Origin of the sequence: Escherichia sp. HH26CH, from assembly GCF_009820205.1 — a bacterium.
GTDB lineage: Bacteria > Pseudomonadota > Gammaproteobacteria > Enterobacterales > Enterobacteriaceae > Escherichia > Escherichia coli_F.
Genome location: NZ_VNXM01000013.1, coordinates 127,880 through 153,790 on the forward strand (window position 1 = coordinate 127,880; position 25,911 = coordinate 153,790).

Genomic DNA, 25,911 nt, shown 5'->3' on the forward strand with positions numbered 1-25,911 from the left:
CTGGCACATCAGACAGCAAAAGATTTTAAAACGTTAATTCACACCCAGGAGTGATAAAGATGCAAAAGCAAGCTGAGTTGTATCGTGGTAAAGCGAAAACCGTATACAGCACGGAAAACCCGGACCTGTTGGTGCTCGAATTCCGCAATGATACATCAGCAGGGGATGGCGCGCGCATTGAGCAGTTTGATCGCAAAGGTATGGTGAACAACAAGTTCAACTACTTCATTATGAGCAAACTGGCTGAAGCGGGTATCCCGACTCAAATGGAGCGTCTGCTCTCCGATACCGAATGTCTGGTGAAAAAGCTGGATATGGTGCCGGTTGAGTGTGTCGTGCGTAACCGTGCTGCTGGCTCTCTGGTGAAACGTCTTGGAATCGAAGAAGGTATTGAGCTGAACCCGCCGCTGTTCGATCTGTTCCTGAAAAACGACGCCATGCACGATCCGATGGTCAACGAATCTTACTGCGAAACCTTTGGCTGGGTAAGTAAAGAGAACCTGGCGCGTATGAAAGAGCTAACCTACAAAGCGAACGACGTGCTGAAAAAACTGTTCGATGATGCTGGTCTCATTCTGGTCGACTTCAAGCTGGAGTTTGGTCTGTACAAAGGCGAAGTGGTTCTGGGCGATGAGTTCTCCCCGGACGGCAGCCGCCTGTGGGACAAAGAAACGCTGGAGAAAATGGATAAAGACCGTTTCCGCCAGAGCCTCGGTGGCCTGATCGAAGCCTATGAAGCCGTTGCCCGCCGCCTGGGTGTACAGCTGGACTGATTTTTCTATTCATCATCTTGCCGTGCTGCTGGCACGGCAAGACAACCGCTCTCATAAGATGTGCATTGAACGCTCATTCCTCCGCCATTTCATCCCGCTTTCCTGTGGTAATCTTCCTCTGAACCACCTACGATCATTTCTATAATGAATATATTGTTGAGGTATCTATGCGTTGGCAAGGGCGACGTGAAAGTGACAATGTTGAAGACAGGCGCAATAGCTCCGGTGGTCCGTCAATGGGCGGTCCCGGTTTCCGTCTGCCAAGCGGTAAAGGCGGGCTGATTTTACTGATAGTCGTGCTGGTTGCAGGCTACTATGGCGTTGATTTAACTGGGTTGATGACCGGACAGCCGGTTTCCCAACAGCAATCAACGCGGTCAATTAGCCCAAATGAAGACGAAGCCGCAAAATTCACCTCGGTGATTCTGGCAACCACCGAAGACACCTGGGGACAGCAGTTCGAGAAGATGGGTAAGACCTATCAGCAACCGAAGCTGGTCATGTACCGTGGAATGACGCGCACCGGCTGCGGGGCGGGCCAGTCCATTATGGGGCCGTTCTATTGCCCGGCGGATGGCACGGTTTATATCGATCTCTCCTTCTATGATGACATGAAAGACAAACTTGGCGCGGATGGCGATTTTGCCCAGGGGTACGTTATCGCCCATGAAGTCGGTCATCATGTGCAGAAACTGTTAGGCATCGAGCCGAAAGTCCGTCAACTGCAACAAAACGCGACGCAGGCGGAAGTGAACCGCTTATCTGTACGTATGGAACTCCAGGCCGACTGTTTTGCCGGTGTCTGGGGGCATAGCATGCAGCAGCAAGGCGTTCTGGAAACGGGCGATCTGGAAGAAGCGCTGAACGCGGCGCAGGCCATCGGCGATGACCGTTTACAGCAGCAAAGTCAGGGGCGAGTCGTACCAGACAGTTTCACTCATGGCACTTCTCAGCAACGCTACAACTGGTTTAAACGTGGTTTCGACAGCGGCGATCCGGCACAATGCAATACTTTTGGTAAAAGCATTTAACTTTCGGGGCAGGGATGGCTGAACTGACTGCGCTTCACCCATTAACAGCGCAAATGAAACGTGAAGGGATCCGCCGCTTGCTGGTGTTGAGCGGGGAAGAACGTTGGTGCTTTAACCTTGCGCTTAAGTTGCGTGATGCCTTACCTGGCGACTGGTTGTGGGTTTCGCCGCAGCCAGTCGCTGAAAACCACTGTACTCCCTCGACGCTACAAACTTTACTTGGACGCGAGTTCCGGCATGCGGTATTCGACGCCCGCCACGGCTTTGATGCCGCTGCCTTTGCGGCACTTAGCGGAACGTTGAAAGCCGGAAGCTGGCTGGTGTTGTTACTCCCTGTATGGGAAGAGTGGGAAAACCAACCTGATGCCGATTCGCTGCGCTGGAGTGATTGCCCTGACCCTATTGCCACGCCGCATTTTGTCCTGCACCTCAAACGCGTACTTACGGCGGATCACGACGCTATCCTCTGGCGGCAAAACCAGCCGTTCACGTTGACGCATTTTATTCCCCGTACTGACTGGCAACCCGCGACTGGCGCACCACAACCAGAACAACAGCAACTCTTACAGCAGCTACTCACCATGCCGCCGGGTGTGTCAGCGGTAACTGCTGCGCGTGGGCGCGGTAAGTCGGCGCTGGCAGGGCAACTCATTTCTCGTATTGCGGGCAGTGCGATTGTCACCGCGCCTGCAAAAGCGGCAACGGATGTACTGGCACAATTTGCGGGCGAAAAGTTTCGCTTTATTGCGCCGGATGCCTTGTTAGCCAGCGATGAGCAAGCCGACTGGCTGGTGGTCGATGAAGCCGCAGCCATACCTGCGCCGTTGTTGCATCAACTGGTATCGCGTTTTCCTCGAACGTTGTTAACCACTACGGTGCAGGGCTACGAAGGTACCGGACGTGGTTTTTTGCTGAAATTTTGTGCGTGTTTCCCGCACTTACACCGTTTCGAATTGCAACAGCCGATCCGCTGGGCGCAGGGATGCCCGCTGGAAAAAATGGTCAGCGAGGCACTGGTTTTTGACGATGAAAACTTCACTCACGAACCACAAGGTGACATCGTCATTTCCGCTTTTGAACAGACCTTATGGCGAAGCGATCCGGATACACCGTTAAAGGTATATCAGCTATTGTCTGGCGCGCACTACCGGACCTCGCCGCTGGATTTACGCCGCATGATGGATGCACCTGGGCAACATTTTTTCCAGGCGGCTTGTGAAAACGAGATCGCCGGGGCGCTGTGGCTGGTCGAGGAGGGCGGATTATCTCAAGAACTCAGCCAGGCGGTATGGGCAGGTTTTCGTCGCCCGCGGGGTAATCTGGTAGCCCAGTCGCTGGCGGCGCACGGCAGCAATCCACTGGCAGCGACATTGCGCGGACGGCGGGTCAGCAGGATAGCAGTTCATCCAGCTCGTCAGCGTGAAGGCGTTGGGCAACAGCTTATTGCCCGTGCTTTAAACTATACGCATGACCTCGACTATCTTTCGGTGAGTTTTGGCTACACCGAGGAGTTATGGCGTTTCTGGCAACGCTGCGGTTTTGTGCTGGTGCGAATGGGTAATCATCGTGAAGCCAGCAGCGGTTGCTATACGGCGATGGCACTGTTACCGATGAGTGATGCGGGTAAACAGCTGGCTGAACGTGAGCATTACCGTTTACGTCGCGATGCGCATGCTCTCACGCAGTGGAATGGCGAAACGCTCCCCGTCGATCCACGAAATGATGCCGTCCTTTCTGAGGACGACTGGCTTGAACTGGCCGGTTTTGCTTTCGCTCATCGTCCGCTATTAACGTCGTTAGGTTGCTTAACGCGTCTGCTACAAACCAGTGAACTGGCATTACCGGCGCTGCGTGGTCGTTTACAGAAAAACGCCAGTGACGCGCAGTTATGTACCACACTTAAACTTTCAGGCCGCAAGATGTTACTGGCCCGTCAGCGAGAAGAGGCCGCGCAGGCGCTGTTCGCACTTGATAATGTTCGCACTGAGCGTCTGCGCGATCTCATAACGCAATGGCAATTTTTTCACTGACTCCTTCAATTTTCTCCCATGGTCATTGTGAGTCAGCGGCGTAAAATTAATGACATCAGTTAAGGAGTTCGCCATGAAACATGACCATTTTGTTGTTCAAAGCCCGGATAAACCTGCACAACAGTTGTTACTGCTTTTCCACGGTGTCGGGGATAACCCGGTGGCAATGGGGGAAATAGGCAGCTGGTTTGCGCCGCTATTTCCTGATGCGCTGGTAGTGAGTGTCGGAGGCGCGGAGCCGAGCGGTAATCCGGCGGGGCGTCAGTGGTTTTCGGTGCAGGGTATTACGGAAGATAATCGCCAGGCGCGTGTGGATGCCATCATGCCGACGTTTATTGAGACGGTGCGCTACTGGCAGAAACAGAGCGGAGTAGGGGCAAACGCCACGGCGCTAATCGGTTTCTCACAAGGCGCGATTATGGCGCTGGAGAGCATTAAAGCCGAACCGGGTCTTGCTTCGCGCGTCATTGCCTTTAACGGACGTTATGCCAGCTTGCCGGAAACCGCGTCTACAGCCACGACAATTCACTTGATTCATGGCGGTGAAGATCCGGTTATCGATCTGGCGCATGCGGTTGCGGCGCAGGAAGCGTTAATCAGTGCAGGTGGTGATGTGACGCTGGATATTGTGGAGGATTTAGGCCATGCAATCGACAATCGCAGTATGCAATTTGCCCTGGATCACTTGCGTTATACCATACCGAAACATTATTTCGACGAAGCGCTAAGTGGTGGCAAACCTGGCGATGATGATGTAATTGAAATGATGCAATAATAGCCTGGTAGGCCTGATAAGACGCGTGAGCGTCGCATCAGGCATCGTTCACCATTGCCGGATGCGGCATTAACGCCTTATCCGGCCACTTAGCTTACTTCTTCGGTTGATCCTTTTTCGGCCAATCGTCGTCATCGTCCCACTTATCGTTGAAATCACGATGCGGGGGAAGCTCCGGCTTGTTGGCGAGAAATTTCTTATGGTCGACGCGCTTGAGATCTTTAATCACGTTCAGCAGGACGCCTACCAAAAAGACAATCACCAGAATCCACCAATATTTAGCCAGCCAGCCCATGCTTATTTCCTCTTGCAGAACCACTCATCAGGCGACGAGCTGTTCCATGATACGTTGATACATACGGGCAAGTAGCTGCAGGTCGGCAGCGTTCACACATTCATTAATTTTATGAATAGTGGCATTGACCGGCCCGAGTTCCACCACCTGCGCCCCCATGCGGGCAATAAAGCGCCCGTCGGACGTTCCGCCTGTGGTCAGTAGCTGCGGTTTAATTTCATTATAGTGCTCAACCGCGTTAACGACCGCATCCACCAGTTTACCGCGCGCGGTCAAAAATGGCTGCCCGGAAAGCCACCAATCCACCGTATAACGCAGTTGATGTTTTTCAAGCAGGGCAAGCACCTGCGCTTTGATCATCTCATCCGTCAGTTCGGTGCTAAAGCGGAAGTTAAACTGCACAAACAGTTCACCCGGAATAACGTTGTTACTGCCCGTTCCCGCCTGAATATTGGCAATCTGCATACTGGTCGCCGGGAAGAATTCATTACCCTGATCCCACTCAATAGCCACTAATTCATTAAGGAAAGGTGCTGCGCGATGTACCGGATTGTCAGCCAGATGCGGGTAGGCTACATGCCCCTGCACGCCATGAATGGTAAGGTTGCAGGTTAACGATCCGCGACGACCATTTTTCACCACGTCACCAACCACTTCGATGCTCGATGGTTCGCCGACCAGGCAGTAATCGAGACGCTCATTACGCGCCATTAACGCTTCGACGACTTTTACCGTACCGTTGTGGGCACTGGCTTCTTCATCAGAAGTGATCAGGAATGCCAGTCGACCTGTATGGTTGGGATGTTGCGCGACAAAACGTTCTGCTGCTACCACCATCGCCGCCAGTGAGCCTTTCATATCTGCCGCACCACGCCCGAACAACATGCCGTCACGAATGGTTGGTTCAAACGGCGGATTAATCCAACGGTCGGCGTCGCCAGGCGGTACCACGTCGGTATGTCCGGCAAAGGCTAACGTTTCGCCCTGCCCACGCCACGCCCAAAAGTTTTGCGTATCGGCAAAGTCCATGCGTTCAACGGTAAAACCGATCGCCTGCAGACGTTCGATCATGATTGCCTGACATCCCGCATCATCAGGGCTTAAGGATGGGCGGCGAATAAGCTGCTGGGTCAGCTCAATAACCGGGCACGACATAGACTACACCTCATGGAAAAATTGCTGATAACTGGAATCACTGAAACCCAGCAGCATAGGCTTCCCGGGCGCACAGAGCAATGGGCGTTTGATAATTGCAGGCATTTCAGTCATTAATGCCGCCGCAGAGGCCGCATCGGTGATATTATTGCGGGTGGTTTCGTCCAGTTTACGCCAGGTTGTACCACGGGTGTTGAGTAACGCTTGCCAGCCTAATTCGTTGATAAAACCGTTCAATAATCCGCTGTCCAGCCCATCAATGCGGTAATCATGAAAACGATAGGCGATGTTATTGGCTTCCAGCCAACGGCGAGCCTTTTTAATGGTGTCACAATTTTTGATGCCGTAAAGTGTAACCATAATGAATCCTTTTTCGATTTATGAGAATAAATACTCATTTAAGGGTGAAAACATTTTGCCTGCAAATGATTATCAAGAAATATAACATTATCGAAGTATTCAAATTAACAACTATTAAATAATATTAAACATTTTTAACGTAAACATTAAGAATATTCATCTTGTTATCTGTCTGTATTTTAACCAGAATTAAATAAGTATTAGATGCCGTATGAATATCTCGAAATGTTGCTGTGTATCACATACAAATCATCACCGCAGGACCATAGTATTTACATAAGGTTTGTCCCCCGGAGGTAGTCATCGCAGCAATCGAGTAAATTAGCTTCACCACGGTATATTGTTTCCGTAGAATACCCATAATTATAAGAGAGGTTGTTATGATTGAACGTGAACTGGGGAACTGGAAAGACTTTATCGAAGTTATGCTTCGTAAGTAATTCCTGAGACAAAGTACAAACAGAAAGTACCTGCTGAACAGGTTCTTTATCGGAAAGTTGAAAAAGGCGACACATTGGTATGTCGCCTTTTTAATTGCTTATTCCGGGCGTGGCTTCAGCGGAAAGCGGCGGCGCACCAGCACAAAGAACAGCGGCACGAAGTAAATAGCCAGAATCGTGGCCGAAATCATCCCGCCCATTACGCCAGTACCCACCGCATGCTGGCCACCGGAACCGGCCCCTGTGCTGGTTGCCATTGGCAATACGCCGAAGATAAAGGCCAGAGAGGTCATCAGAATCGGACGTAAACGCTGACGGCAGGCGTGGAGCGTCGCTTCAAACAGGTCGTGACCTTTTTGGTTCATCTCGTTAGCAAATTCGACGATCAGGATGGCGTTTTTCGCCGATAAACCAATCACCGTTAACAGGCCTACCTGAAAGTAAACGTCGTTTTCCAGCCCGCGAAGCCAGGTTGCCAGCAGCGCGCCGATAACGCCCAGCGGCACGACCAGCATTACCGAGAACGGCACCGACCAGCTTTCATACAGCGCCGCCAGACACAGGAATACCACCAGCAATGAAATGGCATACAGCGCCGGAGCCTGCGCGCCGGAGAGTCGCTCCTGATACGACATCGCCGTCCATTCCAGACCAAAGCCGCTTGGCAACTGCTTCACTAACGATTCCATAATATCCATCGCCGTACCGGTGCTGACCCCCGGCGCGGCTTCCCCGACAATCTCTACCGCTGAATAACCGTTATAGCGTTCCAGACGCGGCGAGCCTGTTTCCCAGCGTGAGGTCGCGAAAGCAGAGAAGGGGACCATGCCACCATCTTTATTTCGTACATACCAGAGATTGATGTCATCTGGCAGCATGCGATATGGCGCAGCGGCCTGCACATAGACTTTCTTCACGCGACCGCGATCCATAAAGTCATTCACATAGCTCGAACCCCACGCGGTTTGCAGCGTGTCGTTAATATCGTCGATAGCAACGCCCAGCGCCTGAGCTTTACGCTGATCGATATCAATCTGCAACTGCGGACTGTCGTCGAGGCCGTTATGGCGTACACGGGTTAACTCCGGATTTTCCGCCGCCAGAGCCAGCAACTGGTTACGTGCTGCCATCAGCGCATCGTGACCCGCACCAGCGTGGTCCTGCAACTCCATATCAAAACCCGCAGAACTGCCAAGGCCACTAATTGCTGGCGGGCTGCTGGCGATAACGCGAGCTTCTTTAATCTTATTAAATTCCTTCGTTGCACGTTCGATAATGGCAAACGAGGTGCCGGTCTTACTGTCGCGTTCGCTCCAGTCTTTCAGGCGGATAAACATTCGCGCCACGTTTTGCCCGTTACCCCCAGGGCCAGAACCAACGGTGGCAAACACCGACATGATGTTGTCTTTTTCATGGGTGAAGTAATATTTCTCGATTTGCTCAACGACTTTCAGGGTCTGTTGTTGGGTTGAACCGCTGGGCAACTGTACCGAGGTAGTAAACATGCCACGGTCTTCCAGCGGCAAGAACGACGTCGGCAAACGCAGGAACAGGAACACCATGCCGCCAAGTAGCAGGACATAAATCACAATCCAGCGCAGGCTACGGTGAAGAATTTTCGCCACCCCTTTTTCGTAGCGTTCGGCGTTGCGGTTAAACATCTGGTTAAACCAGGCAAAAAAGCCTTTTTGCCCGTGATGCTCACCTTTTTTCAGTGGCTTAAGTAGCGTGGCGCACAGAGCCGGAGTGAGGATCATCGCTACCAGTACTGACAGCACCATCGCCGCAACAATGGTAATAGAGAACTGGCGATAGATAGCTCCGGTGGTGCCGCCGAAGAAGGCCATTGGCACAAATACCGCCGACAGCACCATCGCAATCCCGACCAGTGCTCCCTGGATCTGCCCCATCGATTTACGTGTGGCTTCGCGAGGAGTGAGTCCTTCCTCACTCATAATACGTTCGACGTTTTCCACCACCACGATGGCGTCATCCACCAGCAGACCGATCGCCAGCACCATCGCGAACATGGTTAAGGTGTTGACGCTGTAACCGAAGGCGTAAAGTACGGAGAAGGTTCCCATCAACACCACCGGCACGGCGATAGTTGGTATCAGCGTGGCACGGAAGTTTTGCAAGAACAGATACATAACGAGGAAAACCAGGGCGATAGCTTCCAGCAGCGTTTTCACCACGTCTTCAATGGAGGCTTTAACAAATGAGGTGGTTTCATATGCCACCTTGTATTCCAGTCCATGTGGGAAGTACTGCGCCAGTTCGTCGAGACGATTGAGTACCAGCTCCGCTGTTGCCATTTCGTTCGCGCCGGAGGCCAGTTTTACCCCCAGCCCGGAGGCTGGCTTACCGTTGAAGCGGCTGAGATAATCGTATTTCTCTGCCCCCATTTCGACGGTGGCGACATCGCCCAGCCTTACTTCTGAGCCGTCCTGATTCACCCGTAAGGTGATATCGCGGAACTGTTCTGGTGTTTGCAGCAGTGACTGGGCGTTAATGGTGGCGTTGAGCGCCTGCTTATCGACGGAAGGCGTACCACCAAGTTGCCCAACCGCAATCTGCGCGTTCTGTGACTCAATGGCATCAGTGACATCTTTAGCCGTCATCTGAAAACTGTTGAGTTTCGCCGGGTCCAGCCAGATACGCATTGAATATTGCGAACCATAGGCATCGATATCCCCGACGCCATTCACGCGGCTTAATGGGTCCTGAATATTACTGGCAACGTAATCGGCAATATCCTGCTTATCCATCGAACCATCGGTAGAGACGAAGGCAATGGTAAGAATGTTGGTATCGCCGGTTTTACGCACCGTCACGCCCTGATTTTGCACCGCCTGCGGCAACTTTCGCATGGCTGATTGCAGCTGGTTTTGTACTTGCTGCACTGCTTCGTCCGGATCGGTGCCCGCTTTAAAACTTAAGGTGACAGATGCCTGACCGGTGCCACTGCTTTGAGACGACATATACATGAGATTATCGAGGCCGGTCATATTTTGCTCGATAACCTGGGTCACGGTGTTTTCCAGCGTCTGAGCCGATGCGCCGGGGTAGTTAGCGGTTACTCGCACGTTAGGCGGTGCAAGATCCGGGTATTGTTCAACGGGCAATGAGAAAATCGCCAGGGTTCCTGTCAGACACAACAGGATTGCCAGCACCCAAGCAAAAATGGGGCGATCAATAAAGAAATTCGCCATTAAAAGAGGACCTCGTGTTTCTGCGTATTGTTGTTGGCATGCCTTGCTTCACTGTAGCGGCAAGGTACGGACCAATCGTGGAGAAAAAAAGGAGTTAATGTAAATTATCATGCCCTTTTATACTGAACCTTAAGTGCAAGTATTCTTTGGTCAGTAGGTGGCATTACATTAGCTGGCTTGCCTCACCCTCCGCAGAGCGAAAGCTAATACTCACTAACGTGCCGCCACCGGAAGGTTGTGAAAAAGTCAGCGTTCCACCCAGTCGTTCCGCGCGTTCGCGCATAATATTCAGACCATAGTGACCTTCGGGTTCTTTCGGTTCTCCGATGCCAATCCCGTTATCACGGATATAGACTGTGTGATTGCCGTCCGGTGCGGTGACGCAGCTGACGGCAATTTCGCTGGCGTTGGCGTGCTTCATCGCATTGAGTACCGCTTCGCGAATAATTTGCAACAAATGCACCTGCATTTGCGCATCCAGCGCCAGTGTTGGCAGACGGCAGTCGAGAGTCAGTTTTGCGCTGGTTTGATTTTGTAACGTATCCAGCATTTCCCGCAACGCGGAGGGAAGATCCGCTTGCTGCAGCGTCAGGCGGAACGTGGTCAACAGCTCGCGTAACTGTCGATAAGCATCATTCAATGCCTGGGAGAAATCGGCCATGATATTTTGTGCGGTGGCGTTATCTTCCGGTACCGAACGTTTAAGTAACGTCAACTGGATACGTAAGTAAGAAAGCACCTGGGCCAGCGAATCATGTAATTCCCGTGCGATGGTGGCACGTTCTTCCATCAACAGTAACTGCTGAAAATGCTTCTGCGCCTGATTAAAGTACAAACCGCGCCCCAGCATCGACGAAACGCTGTTAAGCAGCGGTTCTGATGATGACACGTGGCTATTTTGCCAGTGCAGTTCGCCGTAAACCGTCTCTTGCATCGTTACCGGTAAAATCTGCATCGGCAATTCGGGGTTTGGTTTCCCTTCACTAATCCGCCAGTTTTCACCGACATTCAACTCCAGATATTCAGCCGCTTCATTGTCGCGAACAATCTGCAAAATATGGCGGAAACAATGCACATCTATCTGGCTGGTGTTCAGCGCCTGCGAACACTGATACAACACTTCCAGGCGACGCTTGGCCTCGTGGAGATCACGGGTTTTTTCTTCTACTGACGCTTCCAGCGAACGATACAATTTATGCAGCTCGCTCGACATCTGGTTAAAGGTTTTGGCCAACAGTCCCAGCTCATTGGGCAGACTGGTATCCAGCGGCGGCGAATCGAACTGGCCGTGTTCAATACGCTGACTGGCGGTAACCAGCTGATTCAGCGGGGCAACCACCTGATGGCGTATGCGGCGCAGAGTAAAAAAGACCAGCGTGAAAATACCGATGCCGCCAGCCAGGGAGATCGCAACCACCAGCAGCATTTTGCGTTCGGCGTAGTGCTGTAAAGCCAGCACGAACAGGTCTATCTGATTAACATAATTATTAATATTGGCCTGATACCACGGCAAATCGCCCTTGCTGAGCCGATTATTCATCTCCAGCCAGTTGGCATTCAGATGCGCATAGCGGGTTTTTACTGCCTCTGGCACATACCAGACGTTGAGATTGGTTAACACCGGAGAGTGCAGTGCCTGTTGGAACAGCTGGCGATGCGCATTGAGTTGTGGACTGCCGCTTTGCAAGTCGTAGCCCAGGCGGTAACTCTGCATACGCAACGATCCGGCAATATTGATAGCCTCAGCGTCGCGCAAACTGCTCGCCAGCGTTAGCAGAGCGATACCCGTGGAAAGAATCGACAGCAGCACAATGTAAAAAAAGGCCCGGGCCAGACTGGCCGAGACGGGGCGTTTAACAATCACACGCGTCTTCTCCACATAAAATCATTAATGTTCCAGTTTGCTGAAATGCAATTTAGTCAGTGATGGGATTATTTGATCTGCCACAGTTTATAGCGAAATAGTGACTTATTCTGGGCACATGAACATTGCCGATTCCCCTGTAAGTCGGGTAATAACAACACTCATATAAAGAATAAGGTTTTTACAACCAAAAAAGAAGGTCGTTATGAATCGTTTTATTATGGCCAACAGTCAGCAATGTCTGGGTTGTCATGCTTGTGAAATCGCCTGTGTCATGGCTCACAATGATGAGCAACATGTCCTGAGCCAACACCATTTTCATCCCCGAATTACGGTTATCAAACATCAGCAGCAACGTAGTGCGGTGACCTGTCACCATTGCGAAGATGCGCCCTGCGCCCGTAGTTGCCCTAATGGCGCGATCAGCCATGTTGATGACAGCATTCAGGTCAATCAGCAAAAGTGTATTGGCTGTAAATCCTGCGTGGTAGCTTGTCCATTTGGTACGATGCAAATCGTCCTGACACCCGTCGCGGCAGGCAAAGTTAAAGCCACGGCGCATAAATGCGACCTTTGTGCAGGTCGCGAAAGCGGTCCTGCCTGTGTCGAGAATTGTCCGGCGGACGCTCTGCAACTGGTCACTGACGCCGCACTCTCCGGCATAGCGAAATCTCGCCGCCTGCGCACCGCACGTCAGGAGCATCAACCGTGGCATGCCAGTACTGGGGCACCAGAAATGCCGGCGATGAGTAAAGTCGAGCAAATGCAGGCAACCCCCGCGCGAGGCGAGCCGGATAAACTGGCGATTGAAGCGCGCAAAACTGGTTTTGATGAAATTTATCTGCCATTTCGCGCCGACCAGGCACAACGGGAAGCCTCGCGTTGCCTGAAGTGCGGCGAGCACAGCGTTTGTGAATGGACCTGCCCTCTGCACAACCACATTCCACAGTGGATAGAGCTGGTGAAAGCCGGAAATATCGACGCCGCCGTCGAGCTTTCTCACCAGACCAACACCCTGCCAGAAATTACCGGACGCGTTTGCCCGCAAGACCGTCTGTGCGAAGGAGCCTGTACCATTCGCGATGAGCACGGAGCGGTAACTATCGGCAACATCGAACGCTACATTTCGGATCAGGCGTTGGCGAAAGGTTGGCGTCCTGACTTAAGCCATGTCACCAAAGTGGATAAGCGGGTGGCGATTATCGGTGCAGGTCCGGCAGGGCTGGCCTGTGCGGATGTTCTGATCCGCAATGGCGTGGAGGTGACGGTGTACGATCGCCATCCAGAAATCGGTGGCCTGCTCACCTTCGGCATTCCTTCTTTCAAACTGGATAAGTCCCTGCTGGCGCGTCGCCGGGAAATCTTCAGCGCGATGGGGATTCACTTCGAACTCAATTGTGAAGTGGGTAAAGATGTCTCTTTGGATTCGCTTTTGGAACAATACGACGCGGTTTTCGTTGGCGTAGGCACTTACCGTTCCATGAAAGCGGGTTTACCTAATGAAGATGCGCCGGGCGTTTATGACGCGCTGCCATTCCTCATCGCCAACACTAAACAGGTGATGGGGCTTGAAGAGTTACCTGAAGAGCCGTTTATCAATACCGCCGGACTTAACGTCGTGGTACTGGGCGGAGGCGACACCGCGATGGACTGTGTGCGTACCGCGCTGCGCCATGGCGCGAGTAACGTCACCTGTGCCTATCGTCGTGATGAAGCTAACATGCCTGGCTCGAAGAAGGAGGTGAAGAACGCCCGCGAAGAGGGGGCAAACTTCGAATTTAACGTCCAGCCGGTGGCGCTTGAGCTGAATGAGCAAGGTCATGTTTGCGGAATTCGTTTCCTGCGTACGCGTCTTGGCGAGCCGGATGCCCAGGGGCGTCGGCGTCCGGTGCCGGTGGAAGGCAGTGAGTTTGTGATGCCAGCTGATGCGGTGATCATGGCATTTGGTTTTAATCCTCATGGTATGCCGTGGTTGGAGTCGCACGGTGTAACGGTGGATAAATGGGGCCGCATCGTAGCGGACGTTGAAAGCCAGTACCGTTACCAGACCACGAATCCGAAAATCTTCGCAGGTGGCGATGCCGTGCGTGGTGCGGATCTGGTGGTCACAGCAATGGCAGAAGGACGTCATGCGGCACAGGGGATCATTGACTGGCTGGGAGTAAAATCAGTCAAATCTCACTAATAGCCTGCGCAGACAAATCCGGCTTCACAGCGTAAGATAATTGTTCATTTCGCGCTGTGGAGTCGGTATGACGCAACAAATCACCCTCATTAAAGACAAAATTCTCTCCGATAACTATTTCACCCTGCACAACATAACTTACGATCTCACGCGAAAAGATGGCGAAGTTATCCGCCATAAACGTGAAGTTTACGATCGCGGTAATGGTGCAACGATCCTCCTGTACAACGCGAAGAAAAAGACCGTGGTTCTGATTCGTCAGTTCCGCGTCGCTACCTGGGTTAATGGCAATGAAAGCGGGCAGCTGATTGAAACCTGCGCCGGGCTGCTGGATAACGACGAACCGGAAGTGTGTATTCGTAAAGAAGCGATTGAAGAGACGGGTTATGAAGTTGGCGAAGTGCGCAAATTATTTGAACTGTATATGTCGCCAGGCGGTGTGACTGAGCTAATCCACTTTTTTATCGCCGAATACAGTGACAGCCAGCGCGCTAATGCGGGCGGTGGTGTCGAAGATGAAGATATTGAAGTGCTCGAGCTGCCGTTCAGCCAGGCGCTGGAGATGATCAAAAGCGGCGAAATACGTGACGGTAAGACGGTGTTATTGCTTAACTATTTGCAAATGTCACATTTAATGGACTGAAAAATAACAATAATATTTCGTTGTTTATTATTGGCTCAATCCGATAAATCCGATTGAGCCGCGCTACCTGCGCAACGAAGATACGACTTGTGCTGTTTGTTTGAACTTCTGGGGTCGTACCGTCCATGCGCTATCGCATTTTTCTTCTCTTTTTTTTCGCTTTATTGCCGACGTCTTTGGTGTGGGCGGCACCAGCGCAACGGGCATTTTCCGACTGGCAGGTCACCTGTAATAATCAAAATTTCTGTGTGGCGCGCAATACGGGCAATCATAATGGACTGGTGATGACCCTGAGCCGCAGCGCCGGGGCGCATACCGATGCCGTTTTACGTATTGAGCGCGGCGGGTTGAAGTCGCCGGATGCGTCGGAAGGGGAGATAGCGCCACGGCTGCTGTTAGATGGCGAGCCGTTGGCGTTGAGTGGTAACACGTGGCGGATTTCACCATGGTTATTAGTAACCGATGATACGACAACCATCACCGCGTTTTTGCAGATGATTCAGGAAGGGAAAGCGATCACCTTACGCGACGGCGATCAGACCATTTCACTGAGTGGCTTAAAAGCAGCGTTGTTGTTTATTGATGCCCAGCAAAAGCGCCTCGGCAGTGAAACCGCGTGGATCAAGAAAGGGGACGAACCGCCGCTCAGCGTACCGCCAGCGCCTGCGCTAAAAGAGGTCGCGGTAGTGAACCCGACGCCGACCCCACTTTCTCGTGAAGAACGTAACGATTTGCTGGATTACGGTAACTGGCGGATGAATGGTCTGCGCTGTTCGCTTGATCCGTTGCGTCGTGAAGTGAGCGTTACGGCGCTGACCGACGATAAAGCATTAATGATGATTAGCTGTGAAGCAGGCGCGTATAACACCATTGATCTTGCGTGGATTGTGTCGCGTAAAAAGCCACTGGCTTCGCGCCCGGTACGGTTGCGTTTGCCGTTCAACAACGGTCAGGAGACCAATGAACTCGAACTGATGAACGCAACATTCGATGAAAAATCGCGTGAACTGGTGACCTTAGCGAAAGGGCGAGGATTAAGCGATTGTGGCATTCAGGCGCGCTGGCGCTTTGACGGTCAGCGTTTTCGCCTGGTGCGTTACGCTGCAGAACCCACCTGCGATAACTGGCATGGACCAGACGCCTGGCCCACGTTGTGGATCACCCGTTAAACATAATAGCGGGAACATGTCAGCCTGATAAGACGCGTCAGGCCGGATAAGACGCGTCAGCGTCGCATCCGGCAATCAGCATCCGGCGATCACCATCAGGCACCTTTCACTCCCAGTACCTTATGCGCTTTTGCCACAATATTCTCGGCGGTAAAGCCAAAGAACGGGAACAGCTTATCCGCAGGAGCAGATTCCCCATAACCCGTCATCCCGACAATTGCCCCTTTCAGACCAACATATTTGTACCAGTAATCGGCGATGCCTGCTTCCACCGCCACGCGAGCCGCAACGTTAGAAGGCAACACCGACTCGCGATATTCCTCATCCTGGGCGTCGAAAATATCGGTCGAGGGCAGGGAAACTACGCGTACATTGCGACCTTCTCCCGCTAATTTCTCCGCTGCTTGCAAGGTGATTTCCATCTCTGAACCAGTGGCAATCAAAATAATATCCGGCTTGCCGCCGCTGTCTTTCAACACATAACCACCGCGGGCAATCTCTTTTACCTGATCTGGCGTACGTTCCACCTGGGCCAGATTCTGCCTGGAGAGGATCAGTGCCGTCGGTCCGTTGTGGCGCTCAACCGCCAGCTTCCAGCCCACCGCCGCTTCCACCTGATCGCACGGTCGCCAGGTGCTAAAATTCGGCGTCAGGCGCAGACTGGCCAGTTGCTCAACGGCCTGGTGGGTCGGACCATCTTCCCCTAAGCCAATTGAGTCGTGGGTATAAACCATAATCTGCCGCGCTTTCATCAGTGCCGCCATCCGCGCGGCGTTACGGGCGTATTCAACAAACATCAGGAACGTCGCGGTATACGGCACGAAGCCGCCGTGGTGCGCAATGCCATTGGCGATAGCGGTCATACCAAATTCACGCACCCCGTAGTGAATATAGTTGCCCGCCGGATCTTCCTTCAGCGACACAGAACCTTTCCAGATGGTGAGGTTGCTGGGAGCCAGATCCGCCGAACCGCCGAGCAACTCAGGAAGCATTGGCCCGTAAGCGTTAAGCGTATTTTGCGAAGCCTTACGGGTCGCGATTTTCGCCGGATTCGCCTGCAACTCATTGATATATTTCTGAGTCGTTTTCTCCCAGTCTTTCGGTAAACCACCGCTCATCCGGCGAGTAAACTCTTCTGCCAGTTGCGGATGAGCCTTTTTATACGCGGCAAACTTCTCATTCCAGCTCTGCTGTGCTTTATCGCCTTTTTCGCGGGCATCCCAGGCGTGATAAATCTCTTTGGGGATCTCAAATGGCGGATGGTGCCAGCCCAGTTTCTGTCGAGCCAGCGCCACCTCTTCTTCACCCAGCGGTGCACCGTGGGCCTCTTCTTTACCCGCTTTATTGGGTGAACCAAAGCCAATCACCGTACGGCAGATAATCAGCGATGGCTTATCTTTTACGCTTTGCGCTTCAAGAATCGCTTCCTTTACCGCCTGCGGATCGTGACCGTCGATTTCATGGATCACATGCCAGTGATAGGCTTCAAAACGTTTTGCCGTATCGTCGGTAAACCAGCCTTCGGTTTCACCGTCAATGGAAATACCATTGTGATCGTAAAAACCAATCAGCTTGCCCAGCCCCAGCGTGCCCGCCAGCGAACAGACTTCGTGAGAAATACCTTCCATCAGGCAGCCGTCGCCCATAAACACATAGGTGAAGTGATCGATAATTTCATGATCCGGCTGGTTAAACTGCGCCGCTAGTGTACGTTCTGCTATCGCCAGTCCGACCGCGTTCGCCAAACCTTGTCCAAGTGGACCGGTGGTGGTTTCAACACCAGGCGTATAGCCAATCTCCGGGTGACCAGGGGTTTTCGAATGCAACTGACGGAAGTTCTTCAGCTCTTCCAGCGGCAGGTCGTAACCGGTCAGATGAAGCAAACTGTAGAGCAGCATCGACGCGTGACCGTTGGAGAGAATAAAGCGGTCGCGATCATACCAGGTTGGATCGTTGGGGTTATGTTTAAGAAAATCGTTCCACAGCACTTCGGCAATATCGGCCATGCCCATCGGCGCGCCGGGATGACCAGAATTGGCTTTTTGCACCGCATCCATGCTGAGCGCGCGAATCGCATTGGCTAGGTCTTTTCGGGACATATAACACTCCGTGGCTGGTTTATAGTTTGATGGCAAGAAGATCTTCCAGTTTGCGTTGATCAACGGCGAACAGGCGGATGCCTTCAGAGAGTTTTTCTACTGCCATTGCATCCTGATTGTGCTCCCAACGGAACTCCGCTTCGCTCATCGGGGCTGGGCGTGGGAACGTCTGAGAAGGCGGGATTAATTTACGCACTACTGGAGAAACTTTTTCCTGCAGCTCCTTCAGCAAATTCGGCGCAATAGTCAGTCGATCGCAGCCGGTTAAGGCGAGGATTTGTTCGGTGCGACGGAAGCTCGCGCCCATTACAATGGTTTCGTAGTGGTGTTGCTTATAGTAGTCGTAGATATTGCGCACTGACTTAACGCCCGGATCTTCTTCCACCACATACGGGTCCATCGGCTTACGCGCCTGATACCAGTCATAAATACGCCCGACAAACGGCGAAATCAGAAAAACGCCTGCTTCTGCACAGGCCCGCGCCTGAGCAAAAGAAAACAGTAGCGTCAGGTTGCAGTTAATACCTTCTTTTTCCAGTTCTTCTGCCGCGCGAATTCCTTCCCAGGTTGAAGCCAGCTTGATCAGAATACGTGATTTCTCAACGCCTTGTTGCTGATACAAGTCCACCAAATGGCGCGCCTTCTCAATACTTTTTTCTTTATCAAAAGAGAGGCGTGCATCAACTTCTGTTGACACGCGACCGGGTACGATTTTGAGAATTTCAGTACCGAAATTGACCGCCAGTTTGTCACATGCAGCGACCACCTGTTGTTCCTGGGTCTTGCCATTTTTTTTACCCCAGGCGATAGCATCGTCTATTAAATGCTCATATTGTGATAATCCGGCAGCCTTGAGTAACAGCGAAGGATTGGTGGTGGCATCCTGGGGATGATAATGGCGAATGGACTCAATATCGCCACTGTCTGCCACGACAGTGGTGAACTGTTTGATGCCGTCTAACTCGTTCATAGGAAATACTCCTTGAAAAGTAAAGTGTTAGATGAGTGCGTTAATTCACACTTCTGAGAAATTTCGCTAAACGCATCAAAAAAGCATAGCAGACAGGCATGGTATTGCTGGATTAAGCAGGTAACATCAGTGTTATAGGATTATTACCAAAACATTATGTTAATGGTGAGAGTTTGGACTTGCTCAAAGTCTGTAGACTCCGGCAAGGTAATAATGTGCGCCACGTTGTGGGCAGGGGCTGTTGCCCACACACTTTATTTGTGAACGTTACGTGAAAGGAACAACCAAATGGATGACCAGTTAAAACAAAGTGCACTTGATTTCCATGAATTTCCAGTTCCAGGGAAAATCCAGGTTTCTCCAACCAAGCCTCTGGCAACGCAGCGCGATCTGGCGCTGGCCTACTCACCAGGCGTTGCCGCACCTTGTCTTGAAATCGAAAAAGACCCGTTAAAAGCCTACAAATATACCGCTCGTGGTAACCTGGTGGCGGTGATCTCTAACGGTACGGCGGTGCTGGGGTTAGGCAACATTGGCGCGCTGGCAGGCAAACCGGTGATGGAAGGCAAGGGCGTTCTGTTTAAGAAATTCGCCGGGATTGATGTATTTGACATTGAAGTTGATGAACTTGACCCGGACAAATTTATTGAAGTCGTCGCTGCGCTCGAACCGACCTTCGGCGGCATCAACCTCGAAGACATTAAAGCGCCAGAATGTTTCTATATTGAACAGAAACTGCGCGAGCGGATGAATATTCCAGTATTCCACGACGATCAGCACGGCACGGCAATTATCAGCACTGCAGCCATCCTCAACGGATTGCGCGTGGTGGAGAAAAACATCTCCGACGTGCGGATGGTGGTTTCCGGCGCGGGTGCAGCAGCAATTGCCTGTATGAACCTGCTGGTGGCGCTGGGGCTGCAAAAACATAACATCGTGGTTTGTGATTCAAAAGGCGTTATCTATCAGGGCCGTGAGCCAAATATGGCGGAAACCAAAGCCGCATATGCGGTGGTGGATGACGGCAAACGTACCCTCGATGATGTAATTGAAGGCGCGGATATTTTCCTGGGCTGTTCCGGCCCGAAAGTGCTGACCCAGGAAATGGTTAAGAAAATGGCTCGTGCGCCGATGATCCTGGCGCTTGCAAACCCGGAACCAGAAATTCTGCCGCCGCTGGCAAAAGAAGTGCGTCCGGATGCCATCATCTGTACCGGCCGTTCCGACTACCCGAACCAGGTTAATAACGTGCTTTGCTTCCCGTTCATCTTCCGTGGCGCGTTGGACGTTGGTGCAACTGCCATCAACGAGGAAATGAAACTGGCGGCGGTACGTGCGATTGCAGAACTGGCCCATGCGGAACAGAGCGAAGTCGTTGCTTCGGCGTATGGCGATCAAGATTTGAGCTTCGGTCCGGAATACATCATTCCAAAACCGTTTGATCCGCGTTTGATCGTTAAGATCGCTCCTGCGGTCGCTAAAGCGGCGATGGAGTCGGGCGTGGCGACGCGTCCGATTGCTGATTTCGACGTCTACATCGACAAGCTGACTGAGTTCGTTTACAAAACCAACCTGTTTATGAAGCCGATTTTCTCCCAGGCCCGCAAAGCGCCGAAGCGCGTTGTTTTGCCGGAAGGGGAAGAGGCTCGCGTTCTGCATGCTACTCAGGAACTGGTGACTCTGGGACTGGCGAAACCGATCCTTATCGGTCGTCCGAACGTGATCGAAATGCGCATTCAAAAACTGGGCTTGCAGATCAAAGCGGGCGTTGATTTTGAGATCGTCAATAACGAATCCGATCCGCGTTTTAAAGAATACTGGACCGAATACTTCCAGATCATGAAGCGCCGTGGTGTAACTCAGGAGCAGGCACAGCGGGCGCTGATCAGTAACCCGACAGTGATCGGCGCGATCATGGTTCAGCGTGGCGAAGCCGATGCAATGATTTGCGGTACGGTGGGTGATTATCATGAACACTTCAGCGTGGTGAAAAATGTCTTTGGTTATCGCGATGGCGTTCACACCGCAGGTGCAATGAACGCGCTGCTATTGCCGAGTGGTAACACTTTTATTGCCGATACCTACGTCAATGACGAGCCAGACGCAGAAGAGCTGGCGGAGATCACCTTGATGGCGGCAGAAACTGTTCGTCGTTTTGGTATTGAGCCGCGTGTGGCTCTGTTGTCACACTCCAACTTTGGTTCTTCTGACTGCCCGTCGTCGAGCAAAATGCGTCAAGCGCTGGAACTGGTCAGGGAGCGTGCGCCAGAACTGATGATTGATGGTGAAATGCACGGCGATGCAGCGCTGGTGGAAGCGATTCGCAGCGATCGTATGCCGGACAGCCCTTTGAAAGGTTCCGCCAATATTCTGGTGATGCCGAACATGGAAGCTGCCCGTATTAGTTACAACTTACTGCGCGTTTCCAGCTCGGAAGGTGTGACTGTCGGTCCGGTGCTGATGGGTGTGGCGAAACCGGTTCACGTGTTAACACCAATCGCATCCGTACGTCGTATCGTCAACATGGTAGCGCTGGCCGTGGTTGAAGCGCAAACCCAACCGCTGTAATTCATTCTTAACTCTCACGCTTACCCTGAATATTCAGGGTAAGCGGTTTTACTGCAATATATTAGTAAAGCTTATTACTAAGTTTTCGAGTAATAAAAAAGCAGCATATAAACTATCTCGATATTATTTTATTTATATTCATGCGTTGCATATGAAAGTTTATGCATCACAGTAAATATCTCTCCATTCTTAGTGATCTACCTCACCTTTTAAACGCGCTTGCCGAATTTTGTTATTTACTCTGACGAAAAATTGTCACGATACACGCAAGTTTTTCACAGGCGGCGACTCATGGATAAAGAACGCATCATTCAGGAATTTGTGCCCGGCAAACAGGTCACACTGGCGCATCTCATCGCGCATCCCGGCGAGGAACTGGCGAAGAAAATCGGCGTTCCGGATGCGGGCGCAATCGGCATTATGACGCTAACTCCCGGCGAAACGGCGATGATCGCCGGTGATTTAGCGCTGAAAGCTGCCGATGTGCATATCGGTTTCCTCGACCGTTTTAGCGGCGCACTGGTGATTTATGGTTCGGTGGGCGCAGTAGAAGAAGCGTTATCACAAACCGTCAGCGGTTTAGGACGCTTATTAAATTATACGCTGTGTGAAATGACCAAAAGTTAATACGAGGCATTCATGAAACGAATTGCGTTTGTGGGTGCCGTCGGGGCAGGAAAAACAACGTTATTTAATGCATTACAGGGGAATTATACCCTCGCAAGAAAAACACAGGCTGTGGAATTTAATGATAAGGGTGATATTGATACGCCGGGTGAATATTTTAGCCATCCCCGCTGGTATCACGCCTTAATTACCACGCTACAGGATGTGGACATGCTGATTTATGTCCACGGCGCGAATGACCCGGAAAGCCGATTGCCTGCCGGGTTGCTGGATATTGGTGCCAGCAAACGGCAAATCGCCGTCATCAGTAAAACGGACATGCCGGATGCTGACGTCGCAGCAACGCGAAAGTTATTGCTTGAAACTGGTTTTGAAGAGCCGATTTTCGAGCTAAACAGCCACGACCCGCAAAGCGTGCAGCAACTGGTGAATTATCTGGCATCTCTCACCGAACAGGAGGAAGCAGGTGAAAAAACTCATCACAGCGAATGATATTCGTGAAGCACATGCGCGCGGCGAACAGGCAATGTCTGTGGTTCTGCGCGCCAGCATTATTACCCCGGAAGCCCGCGAAGTGGCGGACTTGCTGGGGTTTACCATCACCGAATGCACTGAATCGACGCCAGTAGCGGCATCTGTTCCCGTCAGCGTGCCTGCCGATAAAACTGAAAGCCAGCGTATCCGCGAAACCATCATCGCCCAGCTGCCGGAAGGCCAGTTTACCGAAAGCCTGGTCGCGCAGCTGATGGAAAAAGTGATGAAGGAAAAACAGTCGCTGGAGCAGGGGGCAATGCAGCCGAGTTTTAAATCGGTGACCGGCAAAGGCGGCATCAAAGTTATTGATGGCAGCAGCGTGAAGTTTGGTCGTTTCGATGGCGCGGAACCACACTGCGTAGGCTTGACTGATCTCGTGACCGGAGACGACGGCAGCAGCATGGCCGCTGGTTTTATGCAGTGGGAGAACGCCTTCTTCCCGTGGACCCTGAACTACGACGAAATCGACATGGTACTGGAAGGGGAACTGCACGTTCGCCACGAAGGCGAAACCATGATCGCCAAAGCAGGCGACGTGATGTTTATCCCGAAAGGCTCCAGCATCGAATTTGGTACGACATCCAGCGTGAAATTCCTGTATGTCGCCTGGCCGGCTAACTGGCAATCCCTATGAAAGATTTCATCACCGAAGCATGGCTAAGAGCGAACCATACGCTCAGCGAAGGCGTAGAGATCCATCTCCCTGCGGACAGTCGCCTGACGCCCTCTGCCCGGGAGTTGCTGGAAAGCCGCCATCTGCGCATCAAGTTTATTGACGAGCAGGGCCGCCTGTTTGTTGACGATGAACAGCAGCAGCTACAGCCCGTTCACGTGCTGACCAGTAGTGATGAACATCCGCAGGCGTGCTGCGAACTGTGTCACCAGCCAGTGGCGAAAAAGCCGGATACGCTGACTCACCTGTCGGCGGAAAAAATGGTCGCCAAAAGCGATCCGCGCCTGGGTTTTCGCGCTGTTCTCGACAGCACCATTGCGCTGGCAGTGTGGCTGCAAATTGAACTGGCAGAACCGTGGCAGCCATGGCTGGCGGACATCCGCTCGCGTCTTGGCAACATTATGCGCGCCGATGCGCTGGGGGAACCGCTGGCCTGCCAGGCGATTGTCGGGCTTTCTGACGAAGATCTGCATCGGCTTTCTCACCAGCCGCTGCGCTATCTTGGTCACGATCATCTGGTGCCGGAAGCCAGCCACGGACGCGATGCGGCGTTGCTGAATCTGCTACGCACCAAAGTGCGGGAAACCGAAACCGTCGCGGCGCAGGTGTTTATTACCCGTAGTTTTGAAGTATTACGCCCGGACATCTTGCAGGCGCTGAACCGCCTTTCCAGCACGGTTTACGTGATGATGATTTTGAGCGTAACGAAGCAGCCGCTAACGGTGAAGCAGATCCAACAACGACTGGGGGAAACGCAATGATTATTGAACGTTGTCGTGAACTGGCGTTGCGAGCGCCCGCCAGAGTGGTTTTTCCTGATGCGTTAGACCAACGCGTGCTGAAAGCCGCGCAATATCTGTATCAACAAAGTCTGGCGACGCCCGTTCTTATCGCCAATCCGTTTGAACTTCGCCAGTTTGCGCTCAGCCACGGCGTGGCGATGGACGGGCTACTGGTGATTGATCCTCATAGCAACCTCGCAATGCGGGAAGAATTTGCTGACCGCTGGCAGGCCCGTGCGGGAGATAAAACGCCGTCGGATGCGCTGGAAAAACTTACCGATCCACTAATGTTCGCCGCTGCGATGGTTAGCGCTGGTAAAGCGGATGTCTGTATTGCAGGCAACCTCTCTTCAACGGCAAATGTACTACGTGCCGGATTACGCGTTATTGGCTTGCAGCCTGGCTGTAAAACGCTCTCCTCCATTTTCCTGATGCTGCCACAGTACAGCGGTCCAGCGTTGGGCTTTGCCGATTGCAGCGTAGTGCCACAGCCGACGGCGGCACAACTGGCGGATATCGCGCTTGCCAGCGCCGAAACCTGGCGAGCCATCACCGGAGAAGAGCCGCGCGTGGCGATGTTGTCGTTCTCCAGTAACGGCAGCGCCCGTCACCCCTGCGTTGCCAACGTGCAGCAAGCGACAGAAATCGTCCGTGAGCGCGCACCGCAGCTGGTCGTCGATGGCGAGTTGCAGTTTGACGCCGCCTTTGTGCCAGAAGTGGCGGCGCAAAAAGCGCCAGCCAGCCCGCTACAGGGCAAAGCCAATGTGATGGTTTTTCCGTCGCTGGAGGCGGGAAATATTGGCTACAAAATCGCACAACGACTTGGCGGATATCGTGCCGTCGGGCCATTGATACAAGGACTTGCCGCGCCGATGCACGATCTCTCTCGTGGTTGTAGCGTGCAGGAAATTATCGAGCTGGCGCTGGTGGCAGCTGTGCCGCGTCAGACAAATGTGAACCGCGAAAGCAGTTTACACACACTGGTTGAATGAACGGTCCCGTTCTGGACCCCTATAAAGAGGAAAACACAATGGAAGCATTAGGAATGATCGAAACCCGGGGCCTGGTTGCACTGATTGAGGCTTCTGATGCGATGGTGAAAGCTGCGCGCGTCAAACTGGTTGGTGTTAAGCAGATTGGCGGCGGCCTGTGTACTGCCATGGTTCGCGGTGATGTTGCAGCCTGTAAAGCCGCGACCGATGCCGGTGCCGCAGCGGCACAGCGTATCGGTGAACTGGTATCCGTACATGTTATTCCGCGTCCGCACGGCGATCTGGAAGAGGTCTTCCCGATCGGCCTGAAAGGCGATAGCAGCAACCTGTAATCACCCTGTGTGACGTCGATCCGGGCGTCACGCTCTCTCCTTTTTCTTTTACCTTCCGCGGAGGGTAGGGGGAGTTTTTACCTGAAATACGCCACGGAGGCGGGTATGAAACTGGCAGTCGTCACAGGACAAATTGTTTGTACCGTACGCCATCACGGACTGGCGCATGACAAATTGCTGATGGTGGAAATGATTGATCCACAAGGTAATCCTGATGGGCAATGTGCTGTCGCCATCGACAATATTGGCGCGGGAACCGGGGAGTGGGTGTTGCTGGTGAGTGGCAGTTCCGCCCGCCAGGCGCATAAAAGCGAAACGTCACCGGTCGATCTGTGCGTAATTGGCATTGTCGATGAGGTGGTCTCTGGCGGTCAGGTAATTTTCCACAAATAAGGCAGAACA

23 protein-coding genes are annotated in these 25,911 nt (G+C 52.5%); 16 read left to right on the forward strand and 7 right to left on the reverse strand.

Annotation, left to right across the window (positions count from 1 at the left end):
* Positions 1-59 precede the first annotated feature (59 nt).
* The 4 genes from purC to ypfH all read left to right on the forward strand — a co-directional run bounded on the left by purC (position 60) and on the right by ypfH (position 4,609).
* Positions 60-773: a phosphoribosylaminoimidazolesuccinocarboxamide synthase gene (gene purC, locus FQ015_RS05400; protein WP_001295467.1), complete on the forward strand. Its 714-nt coding sequence runs from the start codon at positions 60-62 to the stop codon at positions 771-773.
* 167 nt (positions 774-940) lie between these two features.
* Entirely contained in the window at positions 941-1,804 is an 864-nt protein-coding gene (gene ypfJ / locus FQ015_RS05405; RefSeq protein ID WP_160523810.1) for a KPN_02809 family neutral zinc metallopeptidase, read from the forward strand.
* A 14-nt stretch (positions 1,805-1,818) separates the two neighbouring features.
* Positions 1,819-3,834 carry a tRNA cytosine(34) acetyltransferase TmcA gene (gene tmcA, locus FQ015_RS05410; RefSeq protein ID WP_160523811.1) on the forward strand — a complete coding sequence of 672 codons (2,016 nt, stop codon included), beginning with the start codon at positions 1,819-1,821 and terminating at the stop codon, positions 3,832-3,834.
* 73 nt (positions 3,835-3,907) lie between these two features.
* Positions 3,908-4,609, forward strand: coding sequence for an esterase (gene ypfH, locus FQ015_RS05415; protein ID WP_000679813.1), 702 nt, complete (start codon positions 3,908-3,910; stop codon positions 4,607-4,609).
* 94 nt (positions 4,610-4,703) lie between these two features.
* Here the strand turns inward: ypfH and FQ015_RS05420 are convergent, their stop codons facing one another.
* From FQ015_RS05420 to FQ015_RS05430, 3 genes are read right to left on the reverse strand one after another with little or no spacing between them, the layout of a single operon-like run.
* Positions 4,704-4,904 carry a YpfN family protein gene (locus tag FQ015_RS05420; protein WP_039020946.1) on the reverse strand — a complete coding sequence of 67 codons (201 nt, stop codon included), beginning with the start codon at positions 4,902-4,904 and terminating at the stop codon, positions 4,704-4,706.
* A gap of 27 nt (positions 4,905-4,931) precedes the next feature.
* Positions 4,932-6,059, reverse strand: a complete 1,128-nt coding sequence (gene dapE / locus FQ015_RS05425; protein WP_001277784.1) for a succinyl-diaminopimelate desuccinylase — start codon at positions 6,057-6,059, stop codon at positions 4,932-4,934.
* A 3-nt stretch (positions 6,060-6,062) separates the two neighbouring features.
* The gene (locus FQ015_RS05430; RefSeq protein WP_039020945.1) at positions 6,063-6,419 is read right to left on the reverse strand and encodes an ArsC family reductase; all 357 of its coding nucleotides are present in this window, start codon (positions 6,417-6,419) and stop codon (positions 6,063-6,065) included.
* A 380-nt stretch (positions 6,420-6,799) separates the two neighbouring features.
* On the opposite strand from FQ015_RS05430, the gene ypfM reads away from it, so the two are divergent.
* Complete coding sequence (gene ypfM / locus FQ015_RS05435; RefSeq protein ID WP_001386977.1) at positions 6,800-6,859, forward strand: protein YpfM; 60 nt, start codon at positions 6,800-6,802, stop codon at positions 6,857-6,859.
* Positions 6,860-6,957: 98 nt separating this feature from the next.
* Here the strand turns inward: ypfM and acrD are convergent, their stop codons facing one another.
* On the reverse strand, positions 6,958-10,071 hold the full coding sequence (gene acrD, locus FQ015_RS05440; RefSeq protein WP_001273157.1) for a multidrug efflux RND transporter permease AcrD: 3,114 nt from the start codon (positions 10,069-10,071) through the stop codon (positions 6,958-6,960).
* Positions 10,072-10,234: 163 nt separating this feature from the next.
* Positions 10,235-11,935, reverse strand: a complete 1,701-nt coding sequence (gene narQ, locus FQ015_RS05445) for a nitrate/nitrite two-component system sensor histidine kinase NarQ (RefSeq protein WP_160523812.1) — start codon at positions 11,933-11,935, stop codon at positions 10,235-10,237.
* 205 nt (positions 11,936-12,140) lie between these two features.
* Between narQ and aegA the strand changes: the two genes are divergently transcribed.
* The 3 genes from aegA (at position 12,141) to FQ015_RS05460 (ending at position 15,932) form a co-directional block, all read left to right on the forward strand.
* Positions 12,141-14,120 carry a formate-dependent uric acid utilization protein AegA gene (gene aegA / locus FQ015_RS05450; protein WP_160523813.1) on the forward strand — a complete coding sequence of 660 codons (1,980 nt, stop codon included), beginning with the start codon at positions 12,141-12,143 and terminating at the stop codon, positions 14,118-14,120.
* A gap of 67 nt (positions 14,121-14,187) precedes the next feature.
* A complete protein-coding gene (nudK, locus tag FQ015_RS05455) occupies positions 14,188-14,763 on the forward strand; it encodes a GDP-mannose pyrophosphatase NudK (RefSeq protein WP_160523814.1) in 576 nt (191 codons plus the stop codon).
* Positions 14,764-14,888: 125 nt separating this feature from the next.
* Positions 14,889-15,932 (forward strand): DUF1176 domain-containing protein, encoded by a 1,044-nt coding sequence (locus FQ015_RS05460; protein WP_001270546.1) that lies wholly within the window; start codon positions 14,889-14,891, stop codon positions 15,930-15,932.
* 95 nt (positions 15,933-16,027) lie between these two features.
* Here the strand turns inward: FQ015_RS05460 and tkt are convergent, their stop codons facing one another.
* Together tkt and tal are read right to left on the reverse strand one after the other, a co-directional pair.
* Entirely contained in the window at positions 16,028-18,031 is a 2,004-nt protein-coding gene (gene tkt / locus FQ015_RS05465) for a transketolase (RefSeq protein WP_160523815.1), read from the reverse strand.
* A gap of 19 nt (positions 18,032-18,050) precedes the next feature.
* Complete coding sequence (gene tal, locus FQ015_RS05470; RefSeq protein ID WP_160523816.1) at positions 18,051-19,001, reverse strand: transaldolase; 951 nt, start codon at positions 18,999-19,001, stop codon at positions 18,051-18,053.
* Positions 19,002-19,289: 288 nt separating this feature from the next.
* Here tal and maeB point away from each other — a divergent pair, with 288 nt between their 5' ends.
* From maeB to eutN, 8 genes are all read left to right on the forward strand, one after another.
* A complete protein-coding gene (maeB, locus tag FQ015_RS05475) occupies positions 19,290-21,569 on the forward strand; it encodes an NADP-dependent oxaloacetate-decarboxylating malate dehydrogenase (RefSeq protein WP_000342645.1) in 2,280 nt (759 codons plus the stop codon).
* Positions 21,570-21,860: 291 nt separating this feature from the next.
* Positions 21,861-22,196 (forward strand): ethanolamine utilization microcompartment protein EutS, encoded by a 336-nt coding sequence (gene eutS, locus FQ015_RS05480; protein ID WP_000356956.1) that lies wholly within the window; start codon positions 21,861-21,863, stop codon positions 22,194-22,196.
* A gap of 12 nt (positions 22,197-22,208) precedes the next feature.
* Complete coding sequence (eutP, locus tag FQ015_RS05485) at positions 22,209-22,688, forward strand: ethanolamine utilization acetate kinase EutP (RefSeq protein WP_105288159.1); 480 nt, start codon at positions 22,209-22,211, stop codon at positions 22,686-22,688.
* On the forward strand, positions 22,663-23,364 hold the full coding sequence (gene eutQ / locus FQ015_RS05490) for an ethanolamine utilization acetate kinase EutQ (RefSeq protein ID WP_000733930.1): 702 nt from the start codon (positions 22,663-22,665) through the stop codon (positions 23,362-23,364). Before eutP ends, eutQ begins: the two co-directional genes overlap by 26 nt.
* A complete protein-coding gene (gene eutT, locus FQ015_RS05495; protein ID WP_160523817.1) occupies positions 23,361-24,164 on the forward strand; it encodes an ethanolamine utilization cob(I)yrinic acid a,c-diamide adenosyltransferase EutT in 804 nt (267 codons plus the stop codon). Before eutQ ends, eutT begins: the two co-directional genes overlap by 4 nt.
* Positions 24,161-25,177, forward strand: a complete 1,017-nt coding sequence (gene pta / locus FQ015_RS05500) for a phosphate acetyltransferase (RefSeq protein WP_039020938.1) — start codon at positions 24,161-24,163, stop codon at positions 25,175-25,177. Before eutT ends, pta begins: the two co-directional genes overlap by 4 nt.
* A 38-nt stretch (positions 25,178-25,215) precedes the next feature.
* The gene (gene eutM, locus FQ015_RS05505; protein WP_000387713.1) at positions 25,216-25,509 is read left to right on the forward strand and encodes an ethanolamine utilization microcompartment protein EutM; all 294 of its coding nucleotides are present in this window, start codon (positions 25,216-25,218) and stop codon (positions 25,507-25,509) included.
* Between the two features lie 105 nt (positions 25,510-25,614).
* A complete protein-coding gene (gene eutN / locus FQ015_RS05510; RefSeq protein WP_000762196.1) occupies positions 25,615-25,902 on the forward strand; it encodes an ethanolamine utilization microcompartment protein EutN in 288 nt (95 codons plus the stop codon).
* The last annotated feature ends 9 nt before the right edge of the window (positions 25,903-25,911 follow it).

Coding starts and splice junctions, on each gene's coding strand:
- purC (WP_001295467.1), top strand. CDS start 60: ATGCAAAAGCAAGCTGAGTTGTATCGTGGTAAAGCGAAAACCGTATAC.
- ypfJ (WP_160523810.1), top strand. CDS start 941: ATGCGTTGGCAAGGGCGACGTGAAAGTGACAATGTTGAAGACAGGCGC.
- tmcA (WP_160523811.1), top strand. CDS start 1,819: ATGGCTGAACTGACTGCGCTTCACCCATTAACAGCGCAAATGAAACGT.
- ypfH (WP_000679813.1), top strand. CDS start 3,908: ATGAAACATGACCATTTTGTTGTTCAAAGCCCGGATAAACCTGCACAA.
- FQ015_RS05420 (WP_039020946.1), bottom strand. CDS start 4,904: ATGGGCTGGCTGGCTAAATATTGGTGGATTCTGGTGATTGTCTTTTTG.
- dapE (WP_001277784.1), bottom strand. CDS start 6,059: ATGTCGTGCCCGGTTATTGAGCTGACCCAGCAGCTTATTCGCCGCCCA.
- FQ015_RS05430 (WP_039020945.1), bottom strand. CDS start 6,419: ATGGTTACACTTTACGGCATCAAAAATTGTGACACCATTAAAAAGGCT.
- acrD (WP_001273157.1), bottom strand. CDS start 10,071: ATGGCGAATTTCTTTATTGATCGCCCCATTTTTGCTTGGGTGCTGGCA.
- aegA (WP_160523813.1), top strand. CDS start 12,141: ATGAATCGTTTTATTATGGCCAACAGTCAGCAATGTCTGGGTTGTCAT.
- nudK (WP_160523814.1), top strand. CDS start 14,188: ATGACGCAACAAATCACCCTCATTAAAGACAAAATTCTCTCCGATAAC.
- FQ015_RS05460 (WP_001270546.1), top strand. CDS start 14,889: ATGCGCTATCGCATTTTTCTTCTCTTTTTTTTCGCTTTATTGCCGACG.
- tkt (WP_160523815.1), bottom strand. CDS start 18,031: ATGTCCCGAAAAGACCTAGCCAATGCGATTCGCGCGCTCAGCATGGAT.
- tal (WP_160523816.1), bottom strand. CDS start 19,001: ATGAACGAGTTAGACGGCATCAAACAGTTCACCACTGTCGTGGCAGAC.
- maeB (WP_000342645.1), top strand. CDS start 19,290: ATGGATGACCAGTTAAAACAAAGTGCACTTGATTTCCATGAATTTCCA.
- eutS (WP_000356956.1), top strand. CDS start 21,861: ATGGATAAAGAACGCATCATTCAGGAATTTGTGCCCGGCAAACAGGTC.
- eutP (WP_105288159.1), top strand. CDS start 22,209: ATGAAACGAATTGCGTTTGTGGGTGCCGTCGGGGCAGGAAAAACAACG.
- eutT (WP_160523817.1), top strand. CDS start 23,361: ATGAAAGATTTCATCACCGAAGCATGGCTAAGAGCGAACCATACGCTC.
- pta (WP_039020938.1), top strand. CDS start 24,161: ATGATTATTGAACGTTGTCGTGAACTGGCGTTGCGAGCGCCCGCCAGA.
- eutM (WP_000387713.1), top strand. CDS start 25,216: ATGGAAGCATTAGGAATGATCGAAACCCGGGGCCTGGTTGCACTGATT.
- eutN (WP_000762196.1), top strand. CDS start 25,615: ATGAAACTGGCAGTCGTCACAGGACAAATTGTTTGTACCGTACGCCAT.